This is a genomic window from Microbacterium sp. Leaf179 (assembly GCF_001423785.1).
In the GTDB taxonomy this organism is placed as follows: Bacteria; Actinomycetota; Actinomycetes; order Actinomycetales; family Microbacteriaceae; genus Microbacterium.
Genome location: NZ_LMPH01000004.1, coordinates 1 through 24,728, shown reverse-complemented (window position 1 = coordinate 24,728; position 24,728 = coordinate 1). Strand labels below are relative to the sequence as shown.

Here is a 24,728-nt window from a genome sequence, read left to right as displayed (position 1 = left end):
GCCAGGCATCCGGCCCTCTTCGCTGTCGCGCTCCGTGCGGCTCCATGCGGCCGCCCCCGGCGTTCGAGGCCGCGAGACACACGTGGCGCCGCCGGACGACGCACAGAGCCGGAGAGCGGGCCTCGCGCTGCACGGCTGCTCGGTCATCGGACGATGCCGATGCCCGGCGGCTTCCTCGTCGCTGCGCGTCGACGCCCGGAGGAACGCGAAAGGGCCGGATGCCTCGGCATCCGGCCCTTTCGCTCGAGATTACTGGCCGCGGCGATCGCGCAGCTGCTGCAGCGCGTCGTCGAGAAGCGACGCCGCTTCTTCTTCGGTGCGACGCTCTTTCACGTACGCGAGGTGCGTCTTGTAGGGCTCGGCCTTCGCGAGGGCCGGCGGGTTGCTCTTGTCGCGACCGGCGGGGAGGCCGGAGTGCGGGGAGTCGATGGTCTCGGGGATCTCGGCATCGGCGATGCCCGCCGCGAAGTACCGCACGGTCTCGTTGCCGAGGGCATCCCAGTAGGACACGGCCACGCGGTCGGCGTGGAAGCCGTGGTCCTGCTCGCCCATCGGGCCCGCGCCTACGCGCGAACCCCGGATCGCGTTTCCGCCTGTCGCCATGTCAGATCTCCGCGAACTTGGTCAGCAGACCGAGGCCGACGATGGTGACGAACCACACCAGCGCGAGCACGATCGTGAATCGGTTGAGGTTGCGTTCCGCCAGGCCCGACGAGCCGAGCGCGGAGCTCATGCCGCCGCCGAACATGTCGGACAGACCGCCGCCACGCCCCTTGTGGAGCAGGATGAGCAGGGTCAGCAGGAGGCTGGTGACTCCCAGGAGCACCTGCAGGACGAACTCGAGAATCTGCACTGTCGAAAGCCTTTCGCGAGCGGCCCAGTCGACCGCACAAGCGTCAAGTATACGGGGAGGCGTGCCGGGCGCACGGATGCCCGCGGCGAAGCGCCGCGGGCATCCGTGCGGGGGTCAGACCCCGACGTGCTTCTGGAAGCGGATGATCGCGGCGAACTCGTCGACGACGAGGCTCGCGCCACCCACCAGGGCGCCGTCCACATCGGGCTCGCGCATGAAGCCGGCGATGTTGCCCGACTTCACCGACCCGCCGTACAGCACACGGGTGCGTGCGGCGGCGTCGGCGCCGAGCTTGTCGGCGACGACGGCGCGGAGCTTCGCGCAGACCTCCTGCGCCTGGTCGGGCGTCGCCGCCTGGCCGGAGCCGATGGCCCAGACCGGCTCGTACGCCACGACGATGTCGGCATCGGATGCCACGCCCTCGAGCGCGACCTCGAGCTGACCCACGGGCACGGCGCTGGCGCCGAACTTCTCGAGGTCCTCCGAGGTCTCGCCGACGCAGATGACCGGCACGACGCCGTGGCGCAGAGCCGCCTGCGTCTTGGCCGCGACGACCTCGTCGGTCTCGGCGTGGAACTGACGACGCTCGGAGTGACCGATGATGACGTACCGCGCGTTGAGCTTGGCCAGGAACTGGCCCGAGATCTCACCCGTGTACGCACCGGAGTCGTGTGCCGACAGATCCTGGCCGCCGAGGGCGAACGGGATCTTGTCGGCGTCGAGCAGCGTCTGAACGGTACGCAGGTCGGTGAACGGCGGGAAGACCGCCACCTCGACGCTGCTGTCGTCGTGCTGGGCGTCCTTCAACGTCCAGTGCAGCTTCTGGACGAACGCGACCGCCTGCAGGTGGTCGAGGTTCATCTTCCAGTTGCCTGCGATGAGGGGGGTTCGCCTGTTCTGCGCAGCAGACGATTCCGTGTCGATTACGACCATCCGAGGACCTCCAGTCCGGGGAGCTTCTTGCCTTCGAGGAACTCCAGGCTCGCGCCACCACCCGTGGAGATGTGGCCGAACTCGTCATCCGAGAATCCGAGTTGACGCACGGCCGCGGCCGAGTCGCCGCCACCGACCACGCTGAGGCCGTCGACCTCGGTGAGGGCGGCAGCGACCGTCTTGGTGCCGGCTTCGAACGCCGCCATCTCGAACACGCCCATGGGGCCGTTCCAGAAGACGGTGCGCGAGGCGCGGATCGCGTCGGCGAAGATCTCCGCCGTGCGCGGGCCGATGTCGAGACCGAGACCCGAGGCGCCGAAGTCGGTGTCCTCGAGCGCGTCCGCGTCGGCGATCACGTGCTCGGCGTCCGCCGAGAACGAGGCCGCGACGACCGCGTCGACGGGGAGGACGATCTCGACGCCGCGCTCCTTCGCCGTGGCGAGGTAGCCCTTCACGGTGTCGATCTGGTCCTTCTCGAGCAGGCTCGAGCCGACCTTGTGCCCTTCGGCGACGAGGAAGGTGAACATCATGCCGCCACCGACGAGGAGCTTGTCGACGCGGGGCAGCAGGTGCTCGATGACGCCGAGCTTGTCGCTGACCTTCGATCCGCCGAGCACGACCGTGTACGGACGCTCCGGGTTCTCGGTCAGGCGGTCGAGGACCTCGAGCTCCTTCTGGATGAGCAGACCCGCGGCCGAGGGCACCAGCTGGGCGAGGTCGTAGACGCTCGCCTGCTTGCGGTGCACGACGCCGAAGCCGTCCGACACGAGCGCGTCGCCGAGTCCGGCGAGCTCCCGTGCGAAGGCCTGACGCTCGGCTTCGTCCTTCGAGGTCTCGCCCGCGTTGAAGCGGAGGTTCTCGATGACGGCGACCTCGCCGTTCTCGAGCGAGGCCACGGCATCCTGAGCCGACTCGCCGACCGTGTCGCGCGCGAACGCGACCGGCTGGCCGAGCAGCTCGGACAGCCGCTGCGCGACCGGCTCGAGCGAGTACTTCGGGTCGGGCGCGCCGTCGGGGCGGCCCAGGTGCGAACACACGACCACACGCGCGCCGGCGTTGATCAGTGCGTTGAGAGTCGGAAGCGACGCCCGCACGCGGCCATCGTCCGTGATGATCCCGTCCTTGAGAGGAACGTTGAGATCACAACGGACGATGACGCGCGTGCCGGCGAGCGACCCCAGCGAATCGAGGGTGCGCAGAGCCATGAAGGTTTACAGGCGCTCGGCGACGTACTCGGTGAGGTCGACGAGACGGTTCGAGTAGCCCCACTCGTTGTCGTACCACGACGAGACCTTGACGAGGTTGCCGCTGACGTTGGTCAGCTCGGCGTCGAAGATCGACGAGTGCGGGTTGCCCTGGATGTCGCTCGAGACGATCGGGTCTTCGGTGTACTGCAGGATGCCGTTGAGGCGACCCTCGGCAGCGGCCTTCTTGTAGACCTCGTTGACCTGGTCGACGGTCAGACCCTCGGTGGGCGTGACGATCGTGAGGTCGACGATCGAGCCGGTGGGAACCGGAACGCGGTACGACGAGCCGCTGAGCTTGCCGTTGAGCTCGGGCAGCACCAGGCCGATGGCCTTGGCGGCACCGGTCGAGGCGGGAACGATGTTGATCGCTGCACCGCGGGCACGACGCAGGTCGCTGTGCGGGCCGTCCTGCAGGTTCTGGTCGGCCGTGTAGGCGTGAGCCGTCATCATGAAGCCGCGCTCGATACCGAAGGCCTCGTTGAAGACCTGGGCGAGAGGAGCGAGGCAGTTCGTGGTGCACGACGCGTTGGAGATGATGACGTCGGTCTCGGGGTTGTACGTCTCTTCGTTGACGCCCATCACGATGGTCGCGTCGTCACCCGTGGCGGGAGCCGAGATGAGGACCTTCTTGGCACCGCCGGTGATGTGCTTCTTGGCGTCTTCGGCCTTGGTGAAGCGGCCGGTGGACTCGATGACGATGTCGACGCCGAGCTCGCCCCAGGGGAGGTTCGCCGGGTCGCGCTCTTCGAAGACCTTGATGGTCTTGTCGCCGACGGTGATGGAGTCTGCGGTGTACGAGACGTCCTCGGCGAGAACGCCGCCGACGGAGTCGTACTTGAGGAGGTGCGCCAGCGACTTGTTGTCGGTGAGGTCGTTCACCGCCACGATTTCGAGGTCGGCACCCTGCGCGAGAGCCGCGCGGAGGTAGTTGCGTCCGATACGGCCGAAGCCGTTGATTCCGATCTTGACGGTCACGGAATATCTCCTGAATCAGTTGTGCGCGAGAAGCGCGTGATTGCGGTGTTCGCTGGCGGACAACGGCGTCCCGGTGAGGTGTCCCACCGGGACGCCGCACCGTTTACGACAGTACCAGCAGACCCGTGGTCTTCTCTCGGGCCGCGGCGAAGCGGTCCTGGGCGTCGGCCCAGTTCGCGATGTTCCAGAACGCCTTCACGTAGTCGGCGCGGACGTTCTTGTAGTCGAGGTAGTAGGCGTGCTCCCACACGTCGAGCAGCAGCAGCGGAACCGTGCCGGCGACGATCTGGCCCTGCTGGTCGAAGAACTGCTGGATCAGCAGGTTCTGACCGATCGAGTCCCAGAACAGACCCGCCCAGCCCGAGCCCTGGACGCCGAGAGCGGCGGCGGTGAACTGCGCGCGGAACGCGTCGAACGAACCGAACTGGTCGTCGATGGCCGACTCGAGATCACCGGTGGGCTTGTCTCCGCCGTGGGGCGAGAGGTTCGTCCAGAAGATCGAGTGGTTGGTGTGACCGCCGAGGTTGAACGCGAGGTCCTTCTGCAGGCGGTTGATGTTGGCGAAATCGCCCTTCTCGCGCGCGTCGGCGAGGAGCTCGAGGGTGGTGTTCGCGCCGTTGACATAGGTCTGGTGGTGCTTGCTGTGGTGCAGCTCCATGATGGTCGCACTGATGTGCGGCTCCAGCGCCGAGTAGTCGTAGGGCAGTTCGGGCAGCGTGTAGGTCGCCATGTTCTCTACTTCCGATCGGTCGCTGCCGAGGCCTCTTCACCGGGAAGGCGTGCCGAGGAACCGAGCAGCGAGGGTGACGTTTTCATCCTAGTGACGGGTAACGCACGAGCCACGGGGTTGCTTCCCCGAATGACGGAGGATAGATCGCCCGGGCGCGTCGCTCAGCGTGACGAGAGCGCCTCGGATGCCGGAACACACACGGCGAGAAACGGGCGGCGTAGACGCGGGCTCGATGCGCGCCGTCGCGGGCCGCAGTCGGGGACGACGCACGCCCCGCGGGCCCCCATCCGCCGGCGCGTCGACAGCGCGGCATCCGGAGTCGGGGAATCAGTCCTCGGCGCCGACCGGAACCGCGGCCTCGGTGCCGGGGATGCCCTCGACCTCGGCCTTCTTGTCGGCCATCGCCAGCAGGCGGCGGATGCGACCGGCCACGGCGTCTTTGGTCAGGGGCGGGTCGGCGTGGTGACCCAGCTCGTCGAGGCTCGCGTCGCGGTGGGCCAGGCGCAGAGCGCCGGCCTGCTGCAGGTGGTCGGGAACCTCGTCGCCGAGGATCTCGAGCGCGCGCTCGACGCGCGCGCACGCGGCGACGGCCGCCTGGGCGGAGCGACGCAGGTTGGCGTCGTCGAAGTTGACGAGACGGTTCACGCCCGCGCGCACCTCGCGGCGCTGACGCATCTGGTCCCACTCCCCCGCGGTGCGGCGCGCGCCCATCTCGTACAGGGCGCCCCGAATGGCTTCTCCGTCGCGCACCACGACGCGCGGCACACCGCGCACCTCTCGCGCCTTGGCGGGGATGCCGATGCGGTGCCCCGCGCCGACGAGGGCCATCGCGGCCTCCGACGACGGGCACGAGATCTCGAGCGCAGCCGAGCGGCCGGGGTCGCTCAGGGTGCCGCTCGCCAGGAACGCACCGCGCCAGATGGCGCTGAGGTCGGGACGCGATCCCGTCGTGAGCTTGTTGGGGAGGCCGCGCACGGGGCGACGGCGCTGGTCGAGCAGGCCGGTCTGACGAGCGAGTGTCTCGCCCGCCTCGATGACGCGCACCGCGTAGTGGCCGCCGGTGCGTCCGCCCGACCCCTGCACGTGGTGCAGTTCGGGGCGCACGCCGTACAGCTCCATGAGGTCGCGGGCCACCCGGCGGGCCAGGATGTCGGAGTCGAGTTCGGCCTCGACGGCGACGCGGTTGGCGATGGAGTGCAGACCACCGGAGAAGCGCAGGAGGGCGGTGAGCTCGGCGATCCGCGCGGTCGGGCGCGGGTCGCGGACGGTGATGAGCTCGGCCTTCACGTCGGCGGTCAGGGGCACGGTTCTCCTCGGGTGGGGGCAGCGGGGACGACGGTACAGCCTACTCGCGACCGAGGTCGCGGTGAGCCACACGCACGGCCACCCCGGGCACATCGGACAGACGTGCAGCGAGTTCACGGGCCATGACGACCGACCGGTGCTTGCCGCCCGTGCAGCCGATCGCCACCACCGAGTGCCGCTTGTTCTCGCGCTGGTAGCCCTCGAGCACGGGGTTCAACGCCGCGGCGTACGCGCCGAGGAACTCCGCCGCCCCCTCCTGCCCGAGCACGTACTCCCGCACGCGCGGGTCTTCGCCCGTGAGAGCGCGCAGGTCTTCGTTCCAGAACGGGTTCGGCAGGAAGCGCATGTCGGCGACGAGGTCGACGTCGGGGGGCAGCCCGTACTTGAACCCGAAGCTCATGAGCGTCACCGTGTGGCGTGCAGCGCCCTCGTCGCCGAAGAGGGCGACCGTGCGCAACGACAGCTGGTGCACGTTCAGCGACGAGGTGTCGATCACGACGTCGGCGGCCTCCCGCACGGGTGCGAGACGTTCGCGCTCCCGGCGAATGCCGTCGAGGATGGTGCCCTCGCCCTGCAGCGGGTGGGGACGCCGCACGGCTTCGAACCGCCGAACCAGCACCGCGTCGCTGGCGTTGAGGAACACCACGCGCACCTGGCGGCCCGCCTGCAGACTGCGCATGGCCTCGGGCAGATCGCTGAACAGGCTGCGACCGCGGACGTCGACGACCACCGCGACGCGCGGGACCGCCCCACCGGCGAGCTCGGTGAGCTCGAGCAGTGGACGCAGCATCTGCGGCGGGAGGTTGTCGACGACGTACCAGTCGAGGTCTTCGAGGGCGTTGGCCACGGTGGACCGCCCCGCGCCGGACATTCCCGTGACGATCAGCACCTCGCCTGGCTCGTCGCGTGCCGGTTCCATGGGCGATCGCCTCCCGTTGTCGTGTCCAGCCTACCGAGACAGGTGCGTGTGGATGGCCTCGGCCAGCGTCGGACCGATACCCGGCAGCTCCGTGATCTCGTCGGGAGTGGCGTTCTTCAATGCCGAGACCGACCCGAAGTGGCGCAGCAGCGCCTTGATGCGGGTGTCGCCGAGTCCCGGCACCTCGGTGAGCACGCTCGTGATGTCGCGCTTGCGGCGCTTGCGTTGATGCACGATCGCGAACCGGTGGGCCTCGTCGCGCAGGCGCTGCAGCAGGTACAGGGCCTCGGAGGTGCGCGGCAGGATCACCGGGTACTCCTCCCCCGGCAGCCACACCTCCTCGAGACGCTTGGCGATCCCGCAGAGCGCGATCTCCTCGTGCCCCGCGTCGGCCAGCGCCCGTGCGGCGGCCGCGACCTGGGGCTGACCGCCGTCGACGACGAGCAGCTGCGGGCGATACGCGAAGCGGGGGCGCTTCCGCGCCGTCACGACGTCGCCGTCGGCCGTGGCCTCTTCGGAGTCGGGCGACGTCACGATCGCGCCGTCGATCGTCTCGGGCTCGATCTCGTCGGGTCGGTCCAGGTACGCCACGCGTCGCGTGAGCACCTGGTACATCGAGTCGGTGTCGTCGGTCGTCTCGGCGACCCCGAACGAGCGGTACTGGTCTTTGCGGGGAAGCCCGTCTTCGAAGACCACCATCGAGGCCACGACGTTGGTCCCCGACAGGTGCGAGATGTCGAAGCACTCGATGCGCAACGGCGCCTCGGTCATGCCGAGCGCCTCCTGCAGGTCGGTGAGAGCCTGCGACCGGGCGACGTAGTCACTCGTGCGCCGCGTCTTGTGCAGCATCAGCGCCTGCTGCGCGTTGAGGGTGGCGGTCTTGAGCAGGTCGGCCTTGCGCCCGCGCTGGGCGACCTGCAGCGTCACCGGGCGGCCGCGTCGCTCGCGCAGCCAGTCCTCGAGCTGCGGGGCGTCGTCGGGCAGCTCGGGAACCATCACCTGGCGCGGGATGTCGGCGGCATCCGCATCGCCGTAGGTGCGCTGCAGCACCTGGTCGACGAGGTCGGCGCCCGAGATGTCGATCTCTTTCTCGATCGTCGTGGCGCGCACGCCGCGCACGCGCCCGCCCCGCACGACGAAGTGCTGCACGGTGGCGGCGAGTTCGTCTTCGGCGATGCCGAAGAGATCGGCATCGGTGTCGGGCGCCAGCACCAGGGCGCTCTTGCCCAGCACGGCGTCGATGGCCTGCAGGCGGTCCCGGTAGAGGGCGGCGGCCTCGTAGTCCATCGCCGCCGACGCCTCTTTCATGCGGGCGGTGAGCTCGCGCGCGAAACGCTGGTCGCCGCCCGACATGAAGGCGACGAAATCGTCGACCATCGCGCGGTGCTCGGCGATGGTGACCTTCATCGAGCAGGGTCCGCCGCAGCGGCCGATCTGCCCGGGGAAGCACGGCCGCCCCGAGGCCATGGCCTTCTTGTACGACGAATCGCTGCAGGTGCGGATCGGGAAGACCTTGATCATCAGGTCGATCGTGTCGTGCACCGCCCACACCTTGGGGTACGGCCCGAAGTACTTCGCCCCGCGGATCTTGGGGTTGCGGGTCACGATCACGCGCGGCGCCTCGTCGGCGAGGGTGATCGCCATGAAGGGGTACGACTTGTCGTCGCGGTAGCGCACGTTGAAGGGCGGATCGAACTCTTTGATCCACATGAACTCGAGCTGCAGCGAGTCGATGTCGCTGGGCACGACCGTCCACTCCACGCTCGCTGCGGTCGTGACCATGCGACGGGTGCGTTCGTGCAGCGAGTGCAGGGGCGCGAAGTAGTTCGACAACCGGGCGCGCAGGTTCTTGGCCTTGCCGACGTACAGCACACGGCCCTCGGCATCGCGGAACCGGTAAACCCCCGGGTTGGTGGGGATCTCGCCGGCTTTCGGACGATAGGGCAGGTGCGACATCCGTTCTCGGGATGCCACGGCTCAGCCCGCCGCGCTCACGAGCTCCGGCTCGGCGCGTGCGGCGTCGAGCGCGGCGGCGTTGCGCTGCGTTCCCGTGCGTCCGGACTCGAGCAGCTCGGCCAGGAACGCACCCGTGTGGCTCGCCTCGACCTTCGACACCTGCTCGGGGGTTCCGGTCGCGACGACCATGCCGCCGCCGGAGCCGCCCTCGGGGCCGAGGTCGATCACCCAGTCGGAGCTCTTGATCACGTCGAGGTTGTGCTCGATGACGATCACGGTGTTGCCCTTGTCGACGAGGCCGTTGAGCACCTTGAGCAGCAGCGAGACGTCTTCGAAGTGCAGGCCCGTGGTGGGCTCGTCGAGCACGTAGATCGACCGACCGTTGCTCCGACGCTGCAGCTCGGTGGCGAGCTTCACGCGCTGCGCCTCTCCACCCGACAGGGTCGTGGCCGACTGCCCGAGGCGCACGTAGCCGAGGCCCACGTCGACGAGCGTCTTGAGGTAGCGGTGGATGGCCTGGATGGGCTCGAAGAACTCGGCGGCCTCGGCGATCGGCATCTCGAGCACCTCGGCGATGTTCTTGCCCTTGTAGTGCACCGACAGGGTGTCGCGGTTGTACCGCTTGCCGTGGCAGACCTCGCAGTCGACGTACACGTCGGGCAGGAAGTTCATCTCGATCTTCAGCGTGCCGTCGCCCGAGCAGGCCTCGCAGCGTCCGCCCTTGACGTTGAAGCTGAAGCGCCCGGCCTGGTAGCCGCGCACCTTCGCCTCGGGCGTCTCGCTGAACAGGCTGCGCACGCGGTCGAACACGCCGGTGTAGGTCGCCGGGTTCGAGCGCGGGGTGCGGCCGATGGGCGCCTGATCGACGTGCACGACCTTGTCGAGGTTGTCGAGCCCGGTGACGCGCGTGTGCTTGCCGGGAACGCGGCGGGCACCGTTGAGCTTCGAGGCGAGCACTTCGTACAGGATGCCGTTGACCAGCGTCGACTTGCCGGAGCCGCTGACGCCGGTGACGGCCGTCAGCACCCCGAGCGGGAAGTCGACCGTCACGTTCTGCAGGTTGTTCTCGCGTGCGCCGACGACCGTCACCTGACGCTTCTTGTCGATCTTGCGGCGCTTCGTGGGCGCCTCGATCGCGCGGCGCCCCGAGAGGTACGCGCCGGTGAGAGAGTTCTCGTCGGTCAGGAGCCCGGCGAGGGGGCCGGAGTGAACGACATTGCCGCCGTCGACGCCGGCCCGGGGACCGATGTCGACGACCCAGTCGGCCGCGTGGATGGTCTCTTCGTCGTGCTCGACGACGATGAGGGTGTTGCCGAGGTCGCGCAGCGTCTCAAGCGTCTGGATCAGGCGGCGGTTGTCGCGCTGGTGCAGACCGATCGAGGGCTCGTCGAGCACGTAGAGCACGCCGGTGAGGCCGGAGCCGATCTGCGTGGCCAGTCGAATGCGCTGCGCCTCTCCGCCCGACAGCGTTCCGGCCGCCCGACCGAGACTGAGGTAGTTCAGGCCGACCTGCAGCAGGAAGTCGAGGCGGGCGCGGATCTCGCGCAGCACCGCGGCGGCGATGGTGGCCTCACGGGCCGTGAGCTTCAGCTTCGAGAAGAACTCCCGGGCGTCGGCGAGGCTCATGCGCGAGGCCGCGGCGATCGACGTGTCGTCGACGAGCACCGCCAGCACCTCGGGCTTGAGGCGGTCGCCGTCGCAGACGGCACAGGGGACCTCGCGCAGGTACTCCGACCACCGCTGACGCTGCGTGTCGGATTCGGCCTGCAGGTACTGCCGCTCGATGTAGGGCACGACGCCCTCGAAGCCCGACGCGTACCGCATCTCACGGCCGTAACGGTTCTTCCACTTGACCGTGACCTTGTAGTTCTCGCCGCGCAGCACGGCCTGCTGCACGTCGTGGGAAAGCTTGCGCCACGGGGTGTCGAGCGAGAAGTCGAGGTCGCGCGCGAGTCCCTCGAGCAGGCGTTCGTAGTACTGGAAGAGCCCCTTGCCCTGCGTGGTCCACGGGAGGATCGCCCCTTCGCGGATCGACAGGTCTTCGTCGCCGAGCATGAGGTCGACGTCGACCGACATGCGCGTGCCGAGGCCGGAGCACACCGGGCAGGCGCCGAACGGGGCGTTGAACGAGAAGGTGCGCGGCTCGATCTCGGTCAGCTGCAGCGGGTGGCCGTTGGGGCACGCGAGCTTCTCGGAGAACGACTGCCAGGCGTCGTCGCCCTCTTCGTCGACGAAGTTCACCTGCATGATGCCACCGGCCAGGCCCATGGCCGTCTCGACCGAGTCGGTGACGCGGCTGAGGTTGTCTCCGGATGCCACGAGCCGGTCGACGACGACGGCGATGTCGTGCTTGTAGCTCTTCTTCAGCGTCGGCGGCTCGGCGAGCTGCACGAGGTCACCGTCGACGACGGCGCGGGCGTAGCCCTTCGCGCTGAGCTCCTTGAAGAGGTCGACGAACTCGCCCTTCTTCTGCGTGACCACGGGGGCGACGATCTGGTACCGCGTGCGCCCGGGCAGCTCCATGAGTTGATCGGCGATCTGCTGCACGGTCTGACGCTGGATGCGCGCGCCGCAGTCGGGGCAGTGGGGGACGCCGATGCGCGCCCACAGCAGACGCATGTAGTCGTGGATCTCGGTGATCGTGCCCACCGTGGATCGGGGGTTGCGGTTGGTCGACTTCTGGTCGATCGAGACCGCCGGGCTGAGTCCCTCGATGAAGTCGACGTCGGGCCGGTCGACCTGGCCGAGGAACTGACGTGCGTAGGCGCTCAAGGACTCGACGTAGCGTCGCTGGCCCTCGGCGAAGATCGTGTCGAACGCGAGGCTCGACTTTCCCGAGCCGGACAGCCCCGTGAACACGACGAGCGAGTCGCGCGGAATGTCGAGGTCGACGTTCTTCAGGTTGTGGACACGGGCACCCCGAACGCTCAGCTTTCCGCTGGTGCCGGAGTTCGCTGACGACGAGGGGGAGGAAACGGGAACGATGGGCACGTGTTAAGTCTAGGTCGGGCCTCCGACATCGGCCCCGGGTTCGCACCCGGCGCACGGATGTGCATACCCGCGCCCGGTCTCCTCAGTCGCGCGGCGAGGCGGCGAAGGGCGCGAGATCATCGCGCAGGGCGACGAGCTGACGCTCGTCGATGCCGACGCGCGCCATGATCTGCGCGGGCACCGCGAGCGCGCGTTCGCGCAGCGCCCGACCCTCGTCCGTCAGGTCGATGTCGAGCACGCGCTCGTCGGTGGCCCGCCGGGTACGCGCGACGCGCCCCTGCGCCTCGAGTCTCTTGACGAGCGGCGAGAGCGTGGCCGGCTCCATGGCGAGTTCGGCGGCGAGGTCGCCGAGCGATCGCGGGGCGCGCTGCCACAGCGCGAGCATGACCAGGTACTGCGGGTGCGTCAGCCCGAGCGGCTCGAGCACGGGGCGATAGATCGACACCACGTTGCGTGCGGCCGTCACGAGCGCGAAGCACACCTGGTTCTCGAGCTTCAGGGGATCGTCCATCACCGCACCTTCCCATTCGTTAGTACACTAAAGATCATGACACGAAAGGATGCCGATCGCCCACCGCTCCGCGAGCGCGTGCGCGAAGCCGGTGGCTGGTACCAGTACCTCAACACGCGCCTCATCAAGGTGGCCGGCCCGGCATCGGTCGGCCCGTACGAGACGACCCCCGAGCCGGTTCGAACCGGTCGGCCCTGCCCGCTCTGCGGGCACGCGATGACGGAGCACTCGGTCGACCGCACCGGCCCGAAGCCCTTGCTGCACTGCCCCTGACCAGGTCCCGATCGTGCGCACGCGCGCGATCGATGCCCGCGGTTCGTGCGCACGCCCACCGTGCGTTCGGTCGAGGCGCAGCGCTCATCAGCCGCGCGTCCGGCCGAGGCGCAGCGCTCGTCAGCCGCGCGTTCGGCCGAGGCGGAGCGCTCATCAGCCGTGCGCTGAGCCGAGGCGCAGCGCGCCCCGGCCGCGCCGTCACCCGAGGCGCGGCCGCCCGTTCTCGTCGAGGGGCCATCCCGGATTGACCGCGATCTCCCACGGATGCCCGTCGGGGTCGACGAACACACCCGAGTACCCGCCCCACGGCGTCGGCGCACCGCCACGACCGAGGCGTGCACCGGCGGCAACGGCGGCGTGCAGGATCGCATCGACCTCGTCGGCTCGCCGGACGTTGTGGGCGAGTGTGATCCCGCCCCATCCCCCGGCGTCGTCCACGGCGGAGTCCTCGGCGAGCGACGCGCGGGCCCAGAGCGCCACCACCATGCCCCCGGTGTCGAAGAACGCCACCTCACCCTCGACAGAATCCGCGTGGCGTCTCCACCCGAGGCCCTCGTAGAATTCCAGCGACCGAGCCAGGTCGCGCACGCCCAGCGTGATCAGCGACACTCTCTGCTGCATGAGCCCTCCTGCGGCATCCCCTGTGGCATCATCCCCCGCGACGTCATCGCCTGCAACGTCATCGCCTGCCGCATCTCGTGACTCCCCCGGCTGCGCGACGGTTCTGCCACCGGGTCAGGCGTGACCGGCCCGCTCCATCGCCCGCAGCTCCTTCTTCATGTCCTGCACCTCGTCGCGCAGTCGGCCGGCGAGCTCGAACTTCAGCTCCGCCGCGGCCGCGAGCATCTGCTGCGTCAGATCGGCGATGGTCGATTCGAGCTGGTCGGCACCCTCGGCGGCGATACCGGTCCGGCGCAGCGACGGAGTCGGCGACTTGCCCTTGCCCCCCTTGTCGGTGCGCGCGAGCAGCTTCTTGGTGTCGGAGGCCTCACGGTTGAGCACGTCGGTGATGTCGGCGATCTTCTTGCGCAGCGGCTGCGGGTCGATCCCGTGCTCCAGGTTGTAGGCGACCTGCTTCTCCCGGCGGCGCTCGGTCTCTTCGATGGCCTTCTGCATCGAGTCGGTCATGCGGTCGGCGTACATGTGCACCTCGCCCGACACGTTTCGCGCCGCGCGGCCGATCGTCTGGATCAGCGAGGTGCCACTGCGCAGGAACCCCTCTTTGTCGGCATCCAGGATCGCCACCAGGGAGACCTCGGGAAGGTCGAGCCCCTCGCGCAGGAGGTTGATGCCCACCAGCACGTCGTAGACGCCGGCCCGCAGCTCGGTCAGCAGTTCGACGCGGCGCAGGGTGTCGACGTCGGAGTGCAGGTAGCGCACGCGCACCCCGTGCTCGCCGAGGAAGTCGGTCAGCTCCTCTGCCATCTTCTTCGTCAGGGTCGTCACGAGCACGCGCTCATCGCGTTCGACACGCACCCGGATCTCTTCGAGCAGGTCGTCGATCTGCCCCTTCGAGGGCTTCACGATGATCTCGGGATCCACCAGCCCCGTGGGGCGGATGATCTGCTCCACGACACCGTCGGCGATCCCCATCTCGTACCGCCCCGGCGTGGCCGAGAGGTACACCGCCTGCCCGATGCGCTCCTTGAACTCGTCCCAGCGGAGCGGTCGGTTGTCCATGGCGCTGGGGAGGCGGAAGCCGTGCTCGACGAGCGTGCGCTTTCGCGAGGCGTCGCCCTCGTACATGGCCCCGATCTGCGGAACCGTCACGTGCGACTCGTCGATCACCAGCAGGAAGTCGTCGGGGAAGAAGTCGAGCAGGGTGTGCGGCGGGTCGCCGGGCATGCGGCCGTCCATGTGACGCGAGTAGTTCTCGATCCCGGAGCAGAAGCCCAGCTGCTGCAGCATCTCGAGGTCGAACGTCGTGCGCATGCGCAGCCGCTGCGCCTCGAGCAGCTTGCCCTGGGACTCGAACTCTTTGAGTCGCTCCTCGAGCTCGTGCTCGATGGTGCCGATGGCGCGCTGGACCGTCTCGGTACCGGCCACGTAGTGCGAGGCCGGGAAGATCGGTACGGAGTCCATCTTCTCGATGACGTCGCCCGTGAGCGGGTGCAGCGTGTACAGCGCCTCGATCTCGTCGCCGAACATCTCGATGCGGATGGCGTACTCCTCGTACACCGGGATGATCTCGATCGTGTCGCCGCGCACGCGGAAGTTCCCGCGCGAGAAGTCGACGTCGTTGCGGTTGTACTGCATCGAGATGAACTTGCGGATCAGCGCGTCGCGGTCGTAGCGCTCCCCCACCTGCAACGCGACCATGGCGCGCAGATACTCCTCGGGCGCACCGAGGCCGTAGATGCAGGACACCGTCGACACCACGATGACGTCGCGGCGGGACAGGAGGGAGTTGGTGGTGGAGTGCCGCAGACGCTCGACCTCGGCGTTGATCGAGCTGTCCTTCTCGATGAACGTATCGGTCTGCGGGACGTACGCCTCGGGCTGGTAGTAGTCGTAGTACGACACGAAGTACTCGACGGCGTTGTTGGGCATGAGCTCTCGGAACTCGTTCGCCAGCTGCGCGGCCAGGGTCTTGTTGTGCGCCAGCACCAGGGTGGGGCGCTGCACCTGTTCGACCAGCCACGCCGTGGTGGCCGACTTGCCGGTTCCGGTCGCGCCCAGCAGGACCACGTCGGTCTCGCCGGCGTTGATGCGCGCGGCGAGGTCGGCGATCGCGTGTGGCTGATCGCCGGAGGGGGTGTATTCGCTGATGACCTCGAAGGGGCGAACGGATCGGGTGGCCTGCATGCTTCCAGCGTAGGCGGGGCCTCCGACATCGGGGGCGGGTTGCGTTCGCCCTGGGCGAGCGCGCCGGCGCGATCGCCCTCAGCCGGCCTCGGTCACGCGCGCCCAGAGCTCGTCGACCTGGCGGCGCGTGGCATCGAGGTCGGCGGCGGTGTCGATGACCACATCGGCCAGGGCGAGGCGTTCGTCGTCGCTGACCTGCGATGCGATCCGCGCACGCGCGTCGTCCTCGCTCATCCCCCGGGTCTCGACCAGACGCCGCACGCGCACCGCCGCCGGGGCGTGGGCGACGACGACGAGATCCCACTCGTCGCCCGCCCGCGCCTCGGCGAGCAGGGGGACGTCGTAGACGACGACGGCCTCGGGGTCGGCGTCGAGCGCCGCCCGGAAGCGCCGGACCGACTCCGCCCGCACCGCGGGATGCACGAGCGCGTTCAACGCGGCCAGTCGATCGGGGTGCCCGAACACGCGAGCACCCAGCGCCGCGCGGTCCAGCGATCCGTCGGCGCGGAGCACCTCGGGGCCGAACTCCGCGGCGATGCCGTCGAGGACCGGGGTCCCCGGCGCCTGCACTTCGCGCACGATCGCGTCGGCGTCGACGACGACGGCACCCTTGGCGGCGAGAAAACCGGAGATGGTGGACTTGCCCGAGGCGATTCCGCCCGTCAACGCGAGAAGAGGCACGATCCGAGGATGCCACACCTCGGCCCTCGCGCCCGGAGACGTCCCGCGGGCGGAGCGTGGTCTAGCATTCGTCCAGAGGCGGGATCTTCTCCGGCCCCCACCGAGGAAGCACGACGATGACCGACCCGAACATCACGGTGGTGATCGAGGACGACCTCGACATCCGCACGCTGATCGCCGCGGTGCTCGAGAGCGCGGGCTTCGTCGTGCACACGGCCCCGAACGGCTTCGACGGGATCGATCTCGTCCAACGTTACGATCCGGCCGTGACCACGCTCGATGTGAGCATGCCCGGCATCGACGGGTTCGAGACGGCCCGGCGGATCCGCGAGTTCAGCTCCACGAAAATCCTGATGGTGAGCGCCCGCGTCGACGAACTCGAGCAGCTCTCGGGCCGCGATGCCGGCGCCGACGACTACCTCACGAAGCCCTTCCGCCCGCGAGAGTTGCGCAAGCTCGTCCAGAAGCTCGTGGCGTCGAGCTGAGCGACGCCGGGCGACGCCCGGGCAGGCCCGCCGGCGTTCAGTGCCCGGTGAGGCCGAACGGCTGATCGCCCGTGAGCGCCGCCTGCGCCGCCGCGGCGTCGGCCCGCTCGGACAGGACCGCCGCGTCGTGCCCGTGCTCGTCCGAGAGCGCCATCCCGACCCCGACGACCGGGACGACCGACGCCCCCACTCCCGCCAGGTCGGCGATCACCCGCGCGTGCAGCACCCGCGCGGCGCGGCGCACGTCGGTCGTCGGCGTGGTCGTGAACGCCACGTTCAGCCCCGTGGCATCCATCTCCCCCACCAGCGCCATCGTGGGCGCGTGGCGGCGGACCGACGCCCAGAGCTCGCGGGCGATCCCCTCGCCTTCGTCGGGTCCGAAGGCGGTCACCACGCGACGCAGGTCGTCGATACGGATGCCGATGACGCACACGCCCTCGCCCGCCCGTTCCGCCCGCGCACAGGTGATGGCCAGAGCGGCTTCGAACGATTCGCGCAACAGCACGCCGTCGCGATCGACGGAGAGCCGTCGGATGTCGGGCAGTCCGCGCAGCGCCGACTCGTTCGCGCGCAGCGCCGAGGTGACGATGACCGCGGCGATCACCAGGGTCATGGTGAGCAGTGCGGACACACGGGTGTCGAAGACGGTGCGGAACAGGTCGCTGTCGGGGCCGACGGTGACGAAGACCACGCTGCGGGCGAGGAACCAGACCGCTTCCACGCTCAGCACCAGGGTGAGCCCGCCCGAACTCCAGCGTCGGCCGATGGCGGCGCGCCGCGTCTCGACGGCGCCGGCGATCGCGAACAGCGCGTTGCCGAGGAAGTACGGCACGGCACCGGCCCATTCGCCGCCCTCGGGGCCGGCGATGAGCGCGGCCGAGATGACGATGAAAACCGTCACCGCCATCACGACGGCGGGCGCCCTCATGGCGTGCCGGTTGTACGACACGCACCCCAGCCAGATGAAACCGGTGGCGGCGACGAAGGCGCCGTTGCCGAGCGCGACGGCCATCCATGCGTCGGGGAGGAGCATCCACGCGAGATAGCAGACGGCCGACAGCGTGCCCGACAGGTAGGCGCCCGCCCACAATCGTCCCGGCGGGGAATCCTGCGACATGAGGGTGTCGAGCAGGAACATGACGGTGGACACGACGATGACGAGCGACGCCGCCGCCTGCAGCGTCAGCACGTCGAGGTTCACCCCTCTTCTCCGGTCCGGGGAAGCCGCACGGCGAAGGCGGCGCCGTCACCGGGTGCGGTGCGCACCGTGATCTCGCCGCCGTGGGCTCGCACGATGTCGCGGCTGATGGCCAGCCCCAGCCCGCTCCCGTGCGTCGAGGACTTGCGCACGGCGTCACCGCGGAAGAAGCGCTCGAACAGACGCGCCTGCTCGCTGACGCTGATGCCCGGGCCGTCGTCGGCGACCACGACGGTCACGGATCGGGCATCCGCCGTCACGGTGACGGCCACCGCTCCGCCGCGCGGGTTGTACTTGACCGCGTTGGAGAGCAGGTTGTCGATCACCTGCCGCACTCGGTGCGCGTCGACGACGGCGATGACTCCGTCGTCGATCCCCGTTCCGTCGAGGCGGATCTGCTGTTCGACGGCGCGCGGCATGATCGAGTGGATGGCGGTGCGGACCAGGGCCGAGACATCGGCCGGCGCACGTTCCAGGTCGACCCCGAAGCCCTCTCCCGACGCCGTGGACAGGGCGAGGATGTCGGCGACCAGTTCCGACAGACGTGCCGCATTGCGCTCGGCCACCTCGAGCCGCTCCCGGGTGGCCTCGGTGATCGTGTCGTCGTCGAGGGCCAGATCGAGGTACCCGAGGATCGAAGTCAGCGGGGTGCGCAGCTCGTGCGAGACGCTCGCGACGAAGTCCTCCCGGATGCGACGCGCCTGCTCCTCCACGGTGACGTCGCGCGACACGATGATGCCGCCGGCATCCTCGCCCGCTCGAGCGGGGAGACGCCGCGCGGTGACGCTCAGCGCGCGGCGGCCCTCGCCGGGCTGTCCGTACCAGACGAGCTCGCCCTCGAAGGCTTCGCCGGCGCGCGCGCGGGCCAGCGGGGCGTCCCGCGGCGCGATGGGCGTCGCGCCGTCCGCGGCGAAGACGGCCAGGTCGCGTCCCAGGGCGTCGACGGGGTCGAGCAGGCGCGCGTGCGCGGTGTTCGTGACCACGAGCTCCCCCGTCGGCGTCACGCTCGTGACGCCGAAGTCGACGGCATCCAGCACCTCGGTGACCAGATCCTCCTGTCGGCGCGACCGGTCGACGGCGCGCCGGAGCTCGGTGGACTGCTTCTCCAGCAGAGCACGTTGGGCGCGGGTCCGGCGGGAGGTCAAGTGCGCCATGGATGCCAGAGCGGCGAGGGTGAAGGGAAGGATCAGCGTGGAGGCGCTGAAGCGTTGCAGGGGGTCGGTCGCCAACTGCTGCACCATGACCGCGCAGATCACCGCGGTGAACGCGATCACGCCGCGCAGGCCGAGGATCATGCCCACCCAGATCGCGGGGAAGGCCCAGAGCAGACCCACTCCGGCGAGGGGAGCGCCCACACGCAGCATGGCGACCGCGAGCACGTCGACGATGGGCACGAGACCGACGGTCCACCACGGAATCCGCTGCCACGGCGCCAGGACGCTGACGATGGCGACGATGAAGATCACTGCCGCACCGGCGACGAAGAAGGGGCTCGAGACGACCTGACCGAGCGCGATCGACACCACGACAACGATCAGGGTCGCTGCCGACAGAAGCAACTGGTTCGACAGGATGCTGCGACGGAGGCCGAGACGCTCACTGTTCATGGTGCGCCATGGCCTCGACCATAGCCTTTTCATTGGCTCGGTGGGGGCGCGGGCACCCGTGGCGCGCAGAAATGGCGCCCGTCGCGCAGCGCTCGGTTCAGAAGCCGAAGTCTCCTCCGAAATCACCGCCGAAGTCGCCGCCGAAGTCACCGCCTCCGAAATCACCCCCGCCGACGTCTGCTGCACCGGCGTCGCTCTCTCCCCCGGCGAGGTCGGCGTCGGCTGAATCCGCGGACGCCCCGTCGGCGAATCCGGCGTCGTAGCCGGGATCGAAGAGCGCGCCCACGAGCGCCGACCCCACCACGTAGCCGCCGATGGTGCCGAGCATCGAGGCCCCGAGCATCGATCCGAACCCGGGTCCGCCCCCGAACGACCGCCCGCCGAAGGTGCGCTCCATGAAACCCGGCTGCGTGTATTCGGCGCGGGTCGCCGCGCGCGCCAACGACGACGGATCATCGCCGGTCGGTCGCTCCGACGCCGGCAGGCCGGCCGGCCGACATCTCCTGCAGCACCTGCTGGCGCTGCGCGGGAGTCAACCGGCCGAACGCCTCGGCGTGCACCTGCTCGACCGTCTCGGGCGGCGCCGTGCGCAGAAGGTAGCGGTACCGCTCGACGGCCTGGCGATCCTCGTCGGACCCTGCGTCGGGGCCCGCGACCGGGCTCGACATCGCCCCGGTCGGGCTCTGGGGCGGGGGCGGCGCATAGCGCCCGTCGCCGTCGCGCAGTCCGCTGGCCGCCTGCCGGGGTGCGGGTGGTACGGCGGGGCCGCGCTCAGGGGTGTCGCCGGAGCCGAACAGTCGATCGAGGAAGCCCATCAGATCCCTTTCCCGGGTGGTGTCCGCTCACGGTAGGAGGCGAGGCTTGGAGCGGGCTGGGGCTTGTGCTGTCCTCCCCGGCGCCCCGTTCATCCCCGTCGGGCGAGAGCCTCGCTCGTCCACCGCGCGTATCGCGCCCAGGGGTCGTCGACCCCCTCGGCCAGAGCTGCCACGTGTGCCGACAGCACCGGGCTGCGGCGGAACCATTCCGTCCGGTCGAATCGGTCGTCGGCGAACTGGGCGTGCCGGCGCCGTTCGACCAGACGATCGCCGAGTTCGAACGCCAGCAGCTCGTCGTGCCAGATCGCGGCCAGACGCCTGCGAGGGCGGGCCGAGGTGCCGATCTTGATGTGGTCGCCGAATCGCAGGTAGTAGACGACGTCGACGCGCGGCGGCGGGAGCTCCCCGTCGATCGGATCCCCGTGCCGCCATTCGCACACGGCGCACAGCCACCCACTCGGCCACCGCACCCCCAGACGCGATCCGCAGAGGATGCAGGGGGTCGGGAGCAGATCGGTCACCCCGTCGGCGGATGCCGCCCACTCGGCGCTGACGGCCAGATGCCACGCGCAGAGCGAGACGGGGGCGTCGGCGACGGCGGGCGCGAGGCAGCGATCGGCGAGACAGTCGGGGGCGGACACGGCTCCACGCTACGTCCGGCCCCCGACATCGGGGCTCACTCCCCCGCGACCGGGGCCTCCAGCGTCAGGAAGAGCCCGGCGTACGGCCCGAGCTCGAGCGAGAAGCTCTGCAGTTCGTCGACGCGACCCACCACGTCGCCCGTCTCGGCGTCGACGGCGGTGCTCTGCGGGACCAACCACTCGGAGCGCACCGTTCCCTCGATCGTCTCGCCCGAGAAGTTCAGCACCGTGATCTGCAGCGGGGCCTCGTCGAGGTGCTTGTCGCCACCGTCGAGCCGGTGCACCATCACGAGCATGCTCGGGTGTCCGACCTGCGGGATGTCGACCTGCGAGGCGACGGCGATGCCGTTCTCGCGCCGGATCCGCAGCACGTCGCGGAGCCCCGAGAGGAAAGAATCGGGGTCGTCCTGCTGGCTGCCCAGCGAGCCGTAGAGCGACCGGGCCCGCGGCATCCCGGATGCCGATGACGAGGCCTCCGGGGCCACGTCGAGCAGGTCGTGCGCCCCGCGCTCGATCCATCGCGTGTCGCCCGACGAGATGAGGTGTCGCACATCGTCGGCGGGGAGGGTCAGGGATCCGGTCAGATCCCATCCCGACAGCGCGAACACCCCGGGCTGCCACGAGTTGTACTTCACCAGCAGCAGGTGGGCGTCGCGGATCGCCGGCACGTCGCTCTCGGAGATCTCGGCGAGAGTCGCCTTGCCCTGCGTCGCCGCGATGAGCGACGTCATCGTGCACGCGATGCCGTTCTGCGTGAAGACGAGGTTGTAGTCGGCCTCGACGGTCAGCTTCTCGGTCAACTCGGATCGCACCATCTCGGCGATCTCGCCACCGGTGTGCTCGCCGTGACGGAACGGATACAGGGTGTCGCGATGCGTGGTCGCCCAGTGAACCAGCTCGTACGTCAGCTCGTCGTGGTTCTGCATGCCGTGCACGAGCTGCGCCGGTTCGAGACCGGTCTCGAGCGCGGTGGTCAACGCGAGGCGAAGGAACTCCGTGTTGGCCGTCGCCAGAGCGTGGTGGTATCCCGGACGCGTGACGAAGTCGTACGAGAGGTCGGCACCCACCGCACCGGTGTCGCGGATGTCCTCCATCGTGAGGTTCAGCTCCTGGAAGGTGAACCCCCCGACCTTGCGCACCATGCCGGCGATGATGTGGTTCGCCGCGTGCGACAGGGGGTGCCCCTCCGACCAGGCCGGAAGACCCTCCGCGCTCTTCTCGACGCCGAGGAAGCCGTTGGCGTCGAGGCGCAGAGCGCTGGTGCCCAGGTCTCCGAGGGAGTGCAGCGCGTCGCCGATCACCAGACGCATCCCCGCGAAGGTGGGGTCGAGCCAGTTGATCGACGGCTGGCCCTCTTTGAAGTAGTGCAGGTAGACCCACCGGCGCTCCATGCCGTCGGTGCCGACCACCGGGGCGGTCGCGCTCCAGTTGGTCTCTTTCACGCCCGGCGTGTAGAAGATGACCCGCTGCAGTTCGCCGATGATGTATCCGCGCGCACTGAGCTCGCGCTCGGTGTCGGAGTCGAGGTTGACCGAGTCCCGTCCCGCGGGCACCTCCGGCAGCAGTCCCCAGTCCTCCCGGGGAATCTCGACCATGTGGTAGATGCCGGGGTAGTCCTTGTACGCCATCTCGGCGAGCCGGAAGTCGGCGCCCTTGCCGGTGTGGCCGGGCACGATGTCGTCGATGACGCTGCCACCGTGTGCGTCGGCCACGTCGGCGACGCGGCGGAAAGCGTTCTCATCGCCGAAGTCCGGGTCGATCTGGGTGCTGATGCGGTCGAAGTGGCCGTCGACGCTGGGGGTCTCCTGCCATCCGGTGATCCCGCCGGCCCGCTTCACCGGACCCGTGTGGATGCCGTTGATGCCCACCCACTCGAAGGCCTCCCAGAGCGCCTCGTTGCCGAGGGATTCGAGGAAGGATTCCCCCGGTCGCGTGATCAGCGAGATGGGATAGGCGGTGAACCACACGTCCGTCGAATCGATGGCGCGTCGCGCGTCGGGCCGAGCGTAGGGGTTCCGCCACATCGACGGCTGTCCCGACAGCTGTCGGCTGAGGACGTCGGCGTCTTTGAGCATCGACTGGCGCACGAGCCACTCGACGTACGAGGGGTTCATTCCGTTCGCGTTGCGCGGATCCGTCAGGAACCGTCGCAGAGTTCCCCCTCGGAACTGATCCCGCGGGCGGAGCCTGCGGGGTCGAGCCGGGTACCTCTGCTCGTCGTAACTGATCTCCGACGCGGTCTCGGCCACGTCGTCTGCAGTCACCTCTCCCACCGTCTCGCCATCGGTACCCTGATCCATCGTCCGCTCGTCGGCGTCGTCCACTCCCGACCTCCTCACGTCTGACCTCCGACGCTACCCGGTTCCGGCGACATCGCCCCGGGCCATTGACCTCGGCGGGTCGGATAGGAGAAGGGCTCAGACGGTCACGGCGAGGGGCGAACCGCGCGCAGCGACACGAGGGCGGCGCCGAGAGCCGCGGCGCACATCGCCAAGACCACGACGAGGAACGAGAACCACCCCACCGAGCCGAACACCACGCCGAGCAGCCATCCGAACACGCTCGACCCGGCGTAGTAACCGAGGTAGTACAGAGACGACGCCTGCGCGCGCGCCTCGGGCGCGGCTGCGACGGGCGTCCACCCCGATGCCACCGCGTGCGCGCCGAAGAAGCCCGCGGTGAAGAGGATCAACCCCACCACCACGACGACCAGAGCCGGGACCGCCATCAGCGCGACCCCCGTCGCCATCACGCCGATCGAGAGCGCCAGCACGGGGAACCGCCCGTACCGCACGGCCAGGGCCCCCGCGCGTGGGGATGACGCCGTGCCCGCGAGATAGGCGAGGAAGAGCAGGGTGACCAGGGCGGGCGCCAGCGAGAAGGGTGGAGCGGCGAGGTGGAACCCCAGGTAGTTGTAGACCGCCACGAACGCACCCATGAGCAGGAAGCCCTGCGCGTACAGCGCCCGCTGCACCGGGGATCGCAGATTGACGCCGATCCTCCTGCGCACCGTGGGTCCGCGCTCTTCGCGATCGCGCCCCGACACGAAACCCCGCGCACGGGGAATGAGAACCAGGAAGATCACCGCCGCCACGACGCAGACAAGAATGACGGATGCCACTCCCCACCGCCATCCGGCGAGCTCGCCGACCCAACCCGACACCACCCGGCCCGACAGGCCGCCCACGGTGGTTCCCGCGATGTACGAGCCGGCCGCCGCCGCCACGTGTCGAGGATGCACCTCTTCGCTCAGGTAGGCCAAGGCCACGGCAGGAACGGCGCCGAGCGCCGCCCCCTCGAGCAGCCGCAGCGTCAGCAGCACGACGAGGTCGTCGGCGAGCAGGGTCGCCGCCCCGAGCACGGTCGCCACGACGAGACCGGATGCCATCGCGGGCACCCGACCGATGCGGTCGGCGACCAAGGACCAGGGAAGCACCGCGGCCGCCAGCCCCAGCGTCGACGCAGAAACCGTGAGGGCTGCCGAGGCCGGTCCAGACCCGATGTCGTCGGCGATCTGAGGAAGCACCGCTTGGGTGGCGTACAGCTGCGCGAACGTCGCGACGCCGCCGAAGAACAGACCGATCAGCAGCATCCGGTAGTCGCGACTCCCGGGTACGTGCCCCGAGAACGCGCTCACCCCTCGACTCTAGCCAGTCGTCGGGGTACGACGAAGCGCCGGGTGGTGTCCCCCACAACGGGGAACGCCACCCGGCGCTGACCACGAACACGAAATGTGCCCGTAAATGCGGAATGGCCACCCAACATTGGGTGGCCATTCCGACTAAAAGAAGTCCGGCGGTGTC

General features: G+C 69.4%; 23 protein-coding genes. 2 read left to right on the top strand and 21 right to left on the bottom strand.

Features of this window, described 5'->3' with window-relative positions:
• Positions 1–249: 249 nt before the first annotated feature.
• The 11 genes from ASF96_RS13500 to ASF96_RS13450 form a co-directional block, all read right to left on the bottom strand.
• On the bottom strand, positions 250–603 hold the full coding sequence (locus tag ASF96_RS13500) for an RNA polymerase-binding protein RbpA (RefSeq protein WP_055837729.1): 354 nt from the start codon (positions 601–603) through the stop codon (positions 250–252).
• Between the two features lies 1 nt (position 604).
• Positions 605–853: a preprotein translocase subunit SecG gene (gene secG, locus ASF96_RS13495; protein WP_013586744.1), complete on the bottom strand. Its 249-nt coding sequence runs from the start codon at positions 851–853 to the stop codon at positions 605–607.
• Between the two features lie 114 nt (positions 854–967).
• A complete protein-coding gene (gene tpiA / locus ASF96_RS13490) occupies positions 968–1,786 on the bottom strand; it encodes a triose-phosphate isomerase (protein ID WP_055837733.1) in 819 nt (272 codons plus the stop codon).
• Positions 1,777–2,991 carry a phosphoglycerate kinase gene (locus tag ASF96_RS13485; RefSeq protein ID WP_055837734.1) on the bottom strand — a complete coding sequence of 405 codons (1,215 nt, stop codon included), beginning with the start codon at positions 2,989–2,991 and terminating at the stop codon, positions 1,777–1,779. Before ASF96_RS13485 ends, tpiA begins: the two co-directional genes overlap by 10 nt.
• 6 nt (positions 2,992–2,997) lie before the next feature.
• Entirely contained in the window at positions 2,998–4,008 is a 1,011-nt protein-coding gene (gene gap / locus ASF96_RS13480) for a type I glyceraldehyde-3-phosphate dehydrogenase (RefSeq protein WP_055837737.1), read from the bottom strand.
• Positions 4,009–4,111: 103 nt separating this feature from the next.
• Positions 4,112–4,738: a superoxide dismutase gene (locus ASF96_RS13475; RefSeq protein ID WP_055837740.1), complete on the bottom strand. Its 627-nt coding sequence runs from the start codon at positions 4,736–4,738 to the stop codon at positions 4,112–4,114.
• Positions 4,739–5,065: 327 nt separating this feature from the next.
• The gene (gene whiA / locus ASF96_RS13470; protein ID WP_055837743.1) at positions 5,066–6,043 is read right to left on the bottom strand and encodes a DNA-binding protein WhiA; all 978 of its coding nucleotides are present in this window, start codon (positions 6,041–6,043) and stop codon (positions 5,066–5,068) included.
• A 40-nt stretch (positions 6,044–6,083) separates the two neighbouring features.
• Positions 6,084–6,962: an RNase adapter RapZ gene (gene rapZ / locus ASF96_RS13465; protein WP_055940070.1), complete on the bottom strand. Its 879-nt coding sequence runs from the start codon at positions 6,960–6,962 to the stop codon at positions 6,084–6,086.
• A 30-nt stretch (positions 6,963–6,992) separates the two neighbouring features.
• Positions 6,993–8,918, bottom strand: a complete 1,926-nt coding sequence (gene uvrC, locus ASF96_RS13460; RefSeq protein WP_055837751.1) for an excinuclease ABC subunit UvrC — start codon at positions 8,916–8,918, stop codon at positions 6,993–6,995.
• Positions 8,919–8,939: 21 nt separating this feature from the next.
• On the bottom strand, positions 8,940–11,909 hold the full coding sequence (uvrA, locus tag ASF96_RS13455) for an excinuclease ABC subunit UvrA (RefSeq protein ID WP_055940068.1): 2,970 nt from the start codon (positions 11,907–11,909) through the stop codon (positions 8,940–8,942).
• An 82-nt stretch (positions 11,910–11,991) separates the two neighbouring features.
• Positions 11,992–12,420: a MarR family winged helix-turn-helix transcriptional regulator gene (locus tag ASF96_RS13450; RefSeq protein WP_055940067.1), complete on the bottom strand. Its 429-nt coding sequence runs from the start codon at positions 12,418–12,420 to the stop codon at positions 11,992–11,994.
• Between the two features lie 36 nt (positions 12,421–12,456).
• Here ASF96_RS13450 and ASF96_RS13445 point away from each other — a divergent pair, with 36 nt between their 5' ends.
• The gene (locus ASF96_RS13445) at positions 12,457–12,693 is read left to right on the top strand and encodes a hypothetical protein (RefSeq protein WP_055837761.1); all 237 of its coding nucleotides are present in this window, start codon (positions 12,457–12,459) and stop codon (positions 12,691–12,693) included.
• Between the two features lie 198 nt (positions 12,694–12,891).
• Here ASF96_RS13445 and ASF96_RS13440 read toward each other — a convergent pair whose 3' ends face one another.
• From ASF96_RS13440 to coaE, 3 genes are all read right to left on the bottom strand, one after another.
• Positions 12,892–13,314, bottom strand: a complete 423-nt coding sequence (locus tag ASF96_RS13440; protein WP_055940065.1) for a VOC family protein — start codon at positions 13,312–13,314, stop codon at positions 12,892–12,894.
• Between the two features lie 114 nt (positions 13,315–13,428).
• Positions 13,429–15,498: an excinuclease ABC subunit UvrB gene (uvrB, locus tag ASF96_RS13435; RefSeq protein ID WP_055837767.1), complete on the bottom strand. Its 2,070-nt coding sequence runs from the start codon at positions 15,496–15,498 to the stop codon at positions 13,429–13,431.
• Between the two features lie 78 nt (positions 15,499–15,576).
• Entirely contained in the window at positions 15,577–16,179 is a 603-nt protein-coding gene (gene coaE / locus ASF96_RS13430; protein ID WP_055940400.1) for a dephospho-CoA kinase, read from the bottom strand.
• Between the two features lie 116 nt (positions 16,180–16,295).
• Here coaE and ASF96_RS13425 point away from each other — a divergent pair, with 116 nt between their 5' ends.
• Positions 16,296–16,664, top strand: a complete 369-nt coding sequence (locus tag ASF96_RS13425) for a response regulator transcription factor (RefSeq protein WP_055940063.1) — start codon at positions 16,296–16,298, stop codon at positions 16,662–16,664.
• A 37-nt stretch (positions 16,665–16,701) separates the two neighbouring features.
• On the opposite strand, the gene ASF96_RS13420 is transcribed toward ASF96_RS13425, so the two are convergent.
• The 7 genes from ASF96_RS13420 to ASF96_RS13390 all read right to left on the bottom strand — a co-directional run bounded on the left by ASF96_RS13420 (position 16,702) and on the right by ASF96_RS13390 (position 24,562).
• Entirely contained in the window at positions 16,702–17,865 is a 1,164-nt protein-coding gene (locus ASF96_RS13420; protein WP_055837775.1) for a diguanylate cyclase domain-containing protein, read from the bottom strand.
• Positions 17,862–19,469, bottom strand: a complete 1,608-nt coding sequence (locus tag ASF96_RS13415) for a sensor histidine kinase (RefSeq protein ID WP_055940058.1) — start codon at positions 19,467–19,469, stop codon at positions 17,862–17,864. The genes ASF96_RS13420 and ASF96_RS13415 overlap by 4 nt, the downstream gene beginning before the upstream one ends.
• Before the next feature lie 97 nt (positions 19,470–19,566).
• On the bottom strand, positions 19,567–19,866 hold the full coding sequence (locus ASF96_RS17450) for a hypothetical protein (protein ID WP_235560612.1): 300 nt from the start codon (positions 19,864–19,866) through the stop codon (positions 19,567–19,569).
• Between the two features lie 55 nt (positions 19,867–19,921).
• Positions 19,922–20,284, bottom strand: a complete 363-nt coding sequence (locus ASF96_RS17445; RefSeq protein ID WP_055940053.1) for a hypothetical protein — start codon at positions 20,282–20,284, stop codon at positions 19,922–19,924.
• A gap of 89 nt (positions 20,285–20,373) precedes the next feature.
• Positions 20,374–20,925 carry a GIY-YIG nuclease family protein gene (locus ASF96_RS13400; RefSeq protein ID WP_055940052.1) on the bottom strand — a complete coding sequence of 184 codons (552 nt, stop codon included), beginning with the start codon at positions 20,923–20,925 and terminating at the stop codon, positions 20,374–20,376.
• Positions 20,926–20,960: 35 nt separating this feature from the next.
• Complete coding sequence (gene treS / locus ASF96_RS13395; RefSeq protein ID WP_244630765.1) at positions 20,961–23,225, bottom strand: maltose alpha-D-glucosyltransferase; 2,265 nt, start codon at positions 23,223–23,225, stop codon at positions 20,961–20,963.
• Between the two features lie 125 nt (positions 23,226–23,350).
• Positions 23,351–24,562 carry an MFS transporter gene (locus ASF96_RS13390; RefSeq protein WP_055940050.1) on the bottom strand — a complete coding sequence of 404 codons (1,212 nt, stop codon included), beginning with the start codon at positions 24,560–24,562 and terminating at the stop codon, positions 23,351–23,353.
• Positions 24,563–24,728 lie beyond the last annotated feature (166 nt).

Bases quoted from the DNA above. Each gene is read 5' to 3' on its own strand.
- uvrC (WP_055837751.1), bottom strand. From the start codon at position 8,918: ATGTCGCACCTGCCCTATCGTCCGAAAGCCGGCGAGATCCCCACCAAC.
- ASF96_RS13450 (WP_055940067.1), bottom strand. From the start codon at position 12,420: ATGGACGATCCCCTGAAGCTCGAGAACCAGGTGTGCTTCGCGCTCGTG.
- ASF96_RS13445 (WP_055837761.1), top strand. From the start codon at position 12,457: ATGACACGAAAGGATGCCGATCGCCCACCGCTCCGCGAGCGCGTGCGC.
- ASF96_RS13500 (WP_055837729.1), bottom strand. From the start codon at position 603: ATGGCGACAGGCGGAAACGCGATCCGGGGTTCGCGCGTAGGCGCGGGC.
- ASF96_RS13440 (WP_055940065.1), bottom strand. From the start codon at position 13,314: ATGCAGCAGAGAGTGTCGCTGATCACGCTGGGCGTGCGCGACCTGGCT.
- ASF96_RS17450 (WP_235560612.1), bottom strand. From the start codon at position 19,866: ATGGAGCGCACCTTCGGCGGGCGGTCGTTCGGGGGCGGACCCGGGTTC.
- tpiA (WP_055837733.1), bottom strand. From the start codon at position 1,786: ATGGTCGTAATCGACACGGAATCGTCTGCTGCGCAGAACAGGCGAACC.
- ASF96_RS13425 (WP_055940063.1), top strand. From the start codon at position 16,296: ATGACCGACCCGAACATCACGGTGGTGATCGAGGACGACCTCGACATC.
- ASF96_RS17445 (WP_055940053.1), bottom strand. From the start codon at position 20,284: ATGGGCTTCCTCGATCGACTGTTCGGCTCCGGCGACACCCCTGAGCGC.
- ASF96_RS13485 (WP_055837734.1), bottom strand. From the start codon at position 2,991: ATGGCTCTGCGCACCCTCGATTCGCTGGGGTCGCTCGCCGGCACGCGC.
- rapZ (WP_055940070.1), bottom strand. From the start codon at position 6,962: ATGGAACCGGCACGCGACGAGCCAGGCGAGGTGCTGATCGTCACGGGA.
- ASF96_RS13475 (WP_055837740.1), bottom strand. From the start codon at position 4,738: ATGGCGACCTACACGCTGCCCGAACTGCCCTACGACTACTCGGCGCTG.
- ASF96_RS13415 (WP_055940058.1), bottom strand. From the start codon at position 19,469: ATGAACAGTGAGCGTCTCGGCCTCCGTCGCAGCATCCTGTCGAACCAG.
- uvrB (WP_055837767.1), bottom strand. From the start codon at position 15,498: ATGCAGGCCACCCGATCCGTTCGCCCCTTCGAGGTCATCAGCGAATAC.
- treS (WP_244630765.1), bottom strand. From the start codon at position 23,225: ATGGATCAGGGTACCGATGGCGAGACGGTGGGAGAGGTGACTGCAGAC.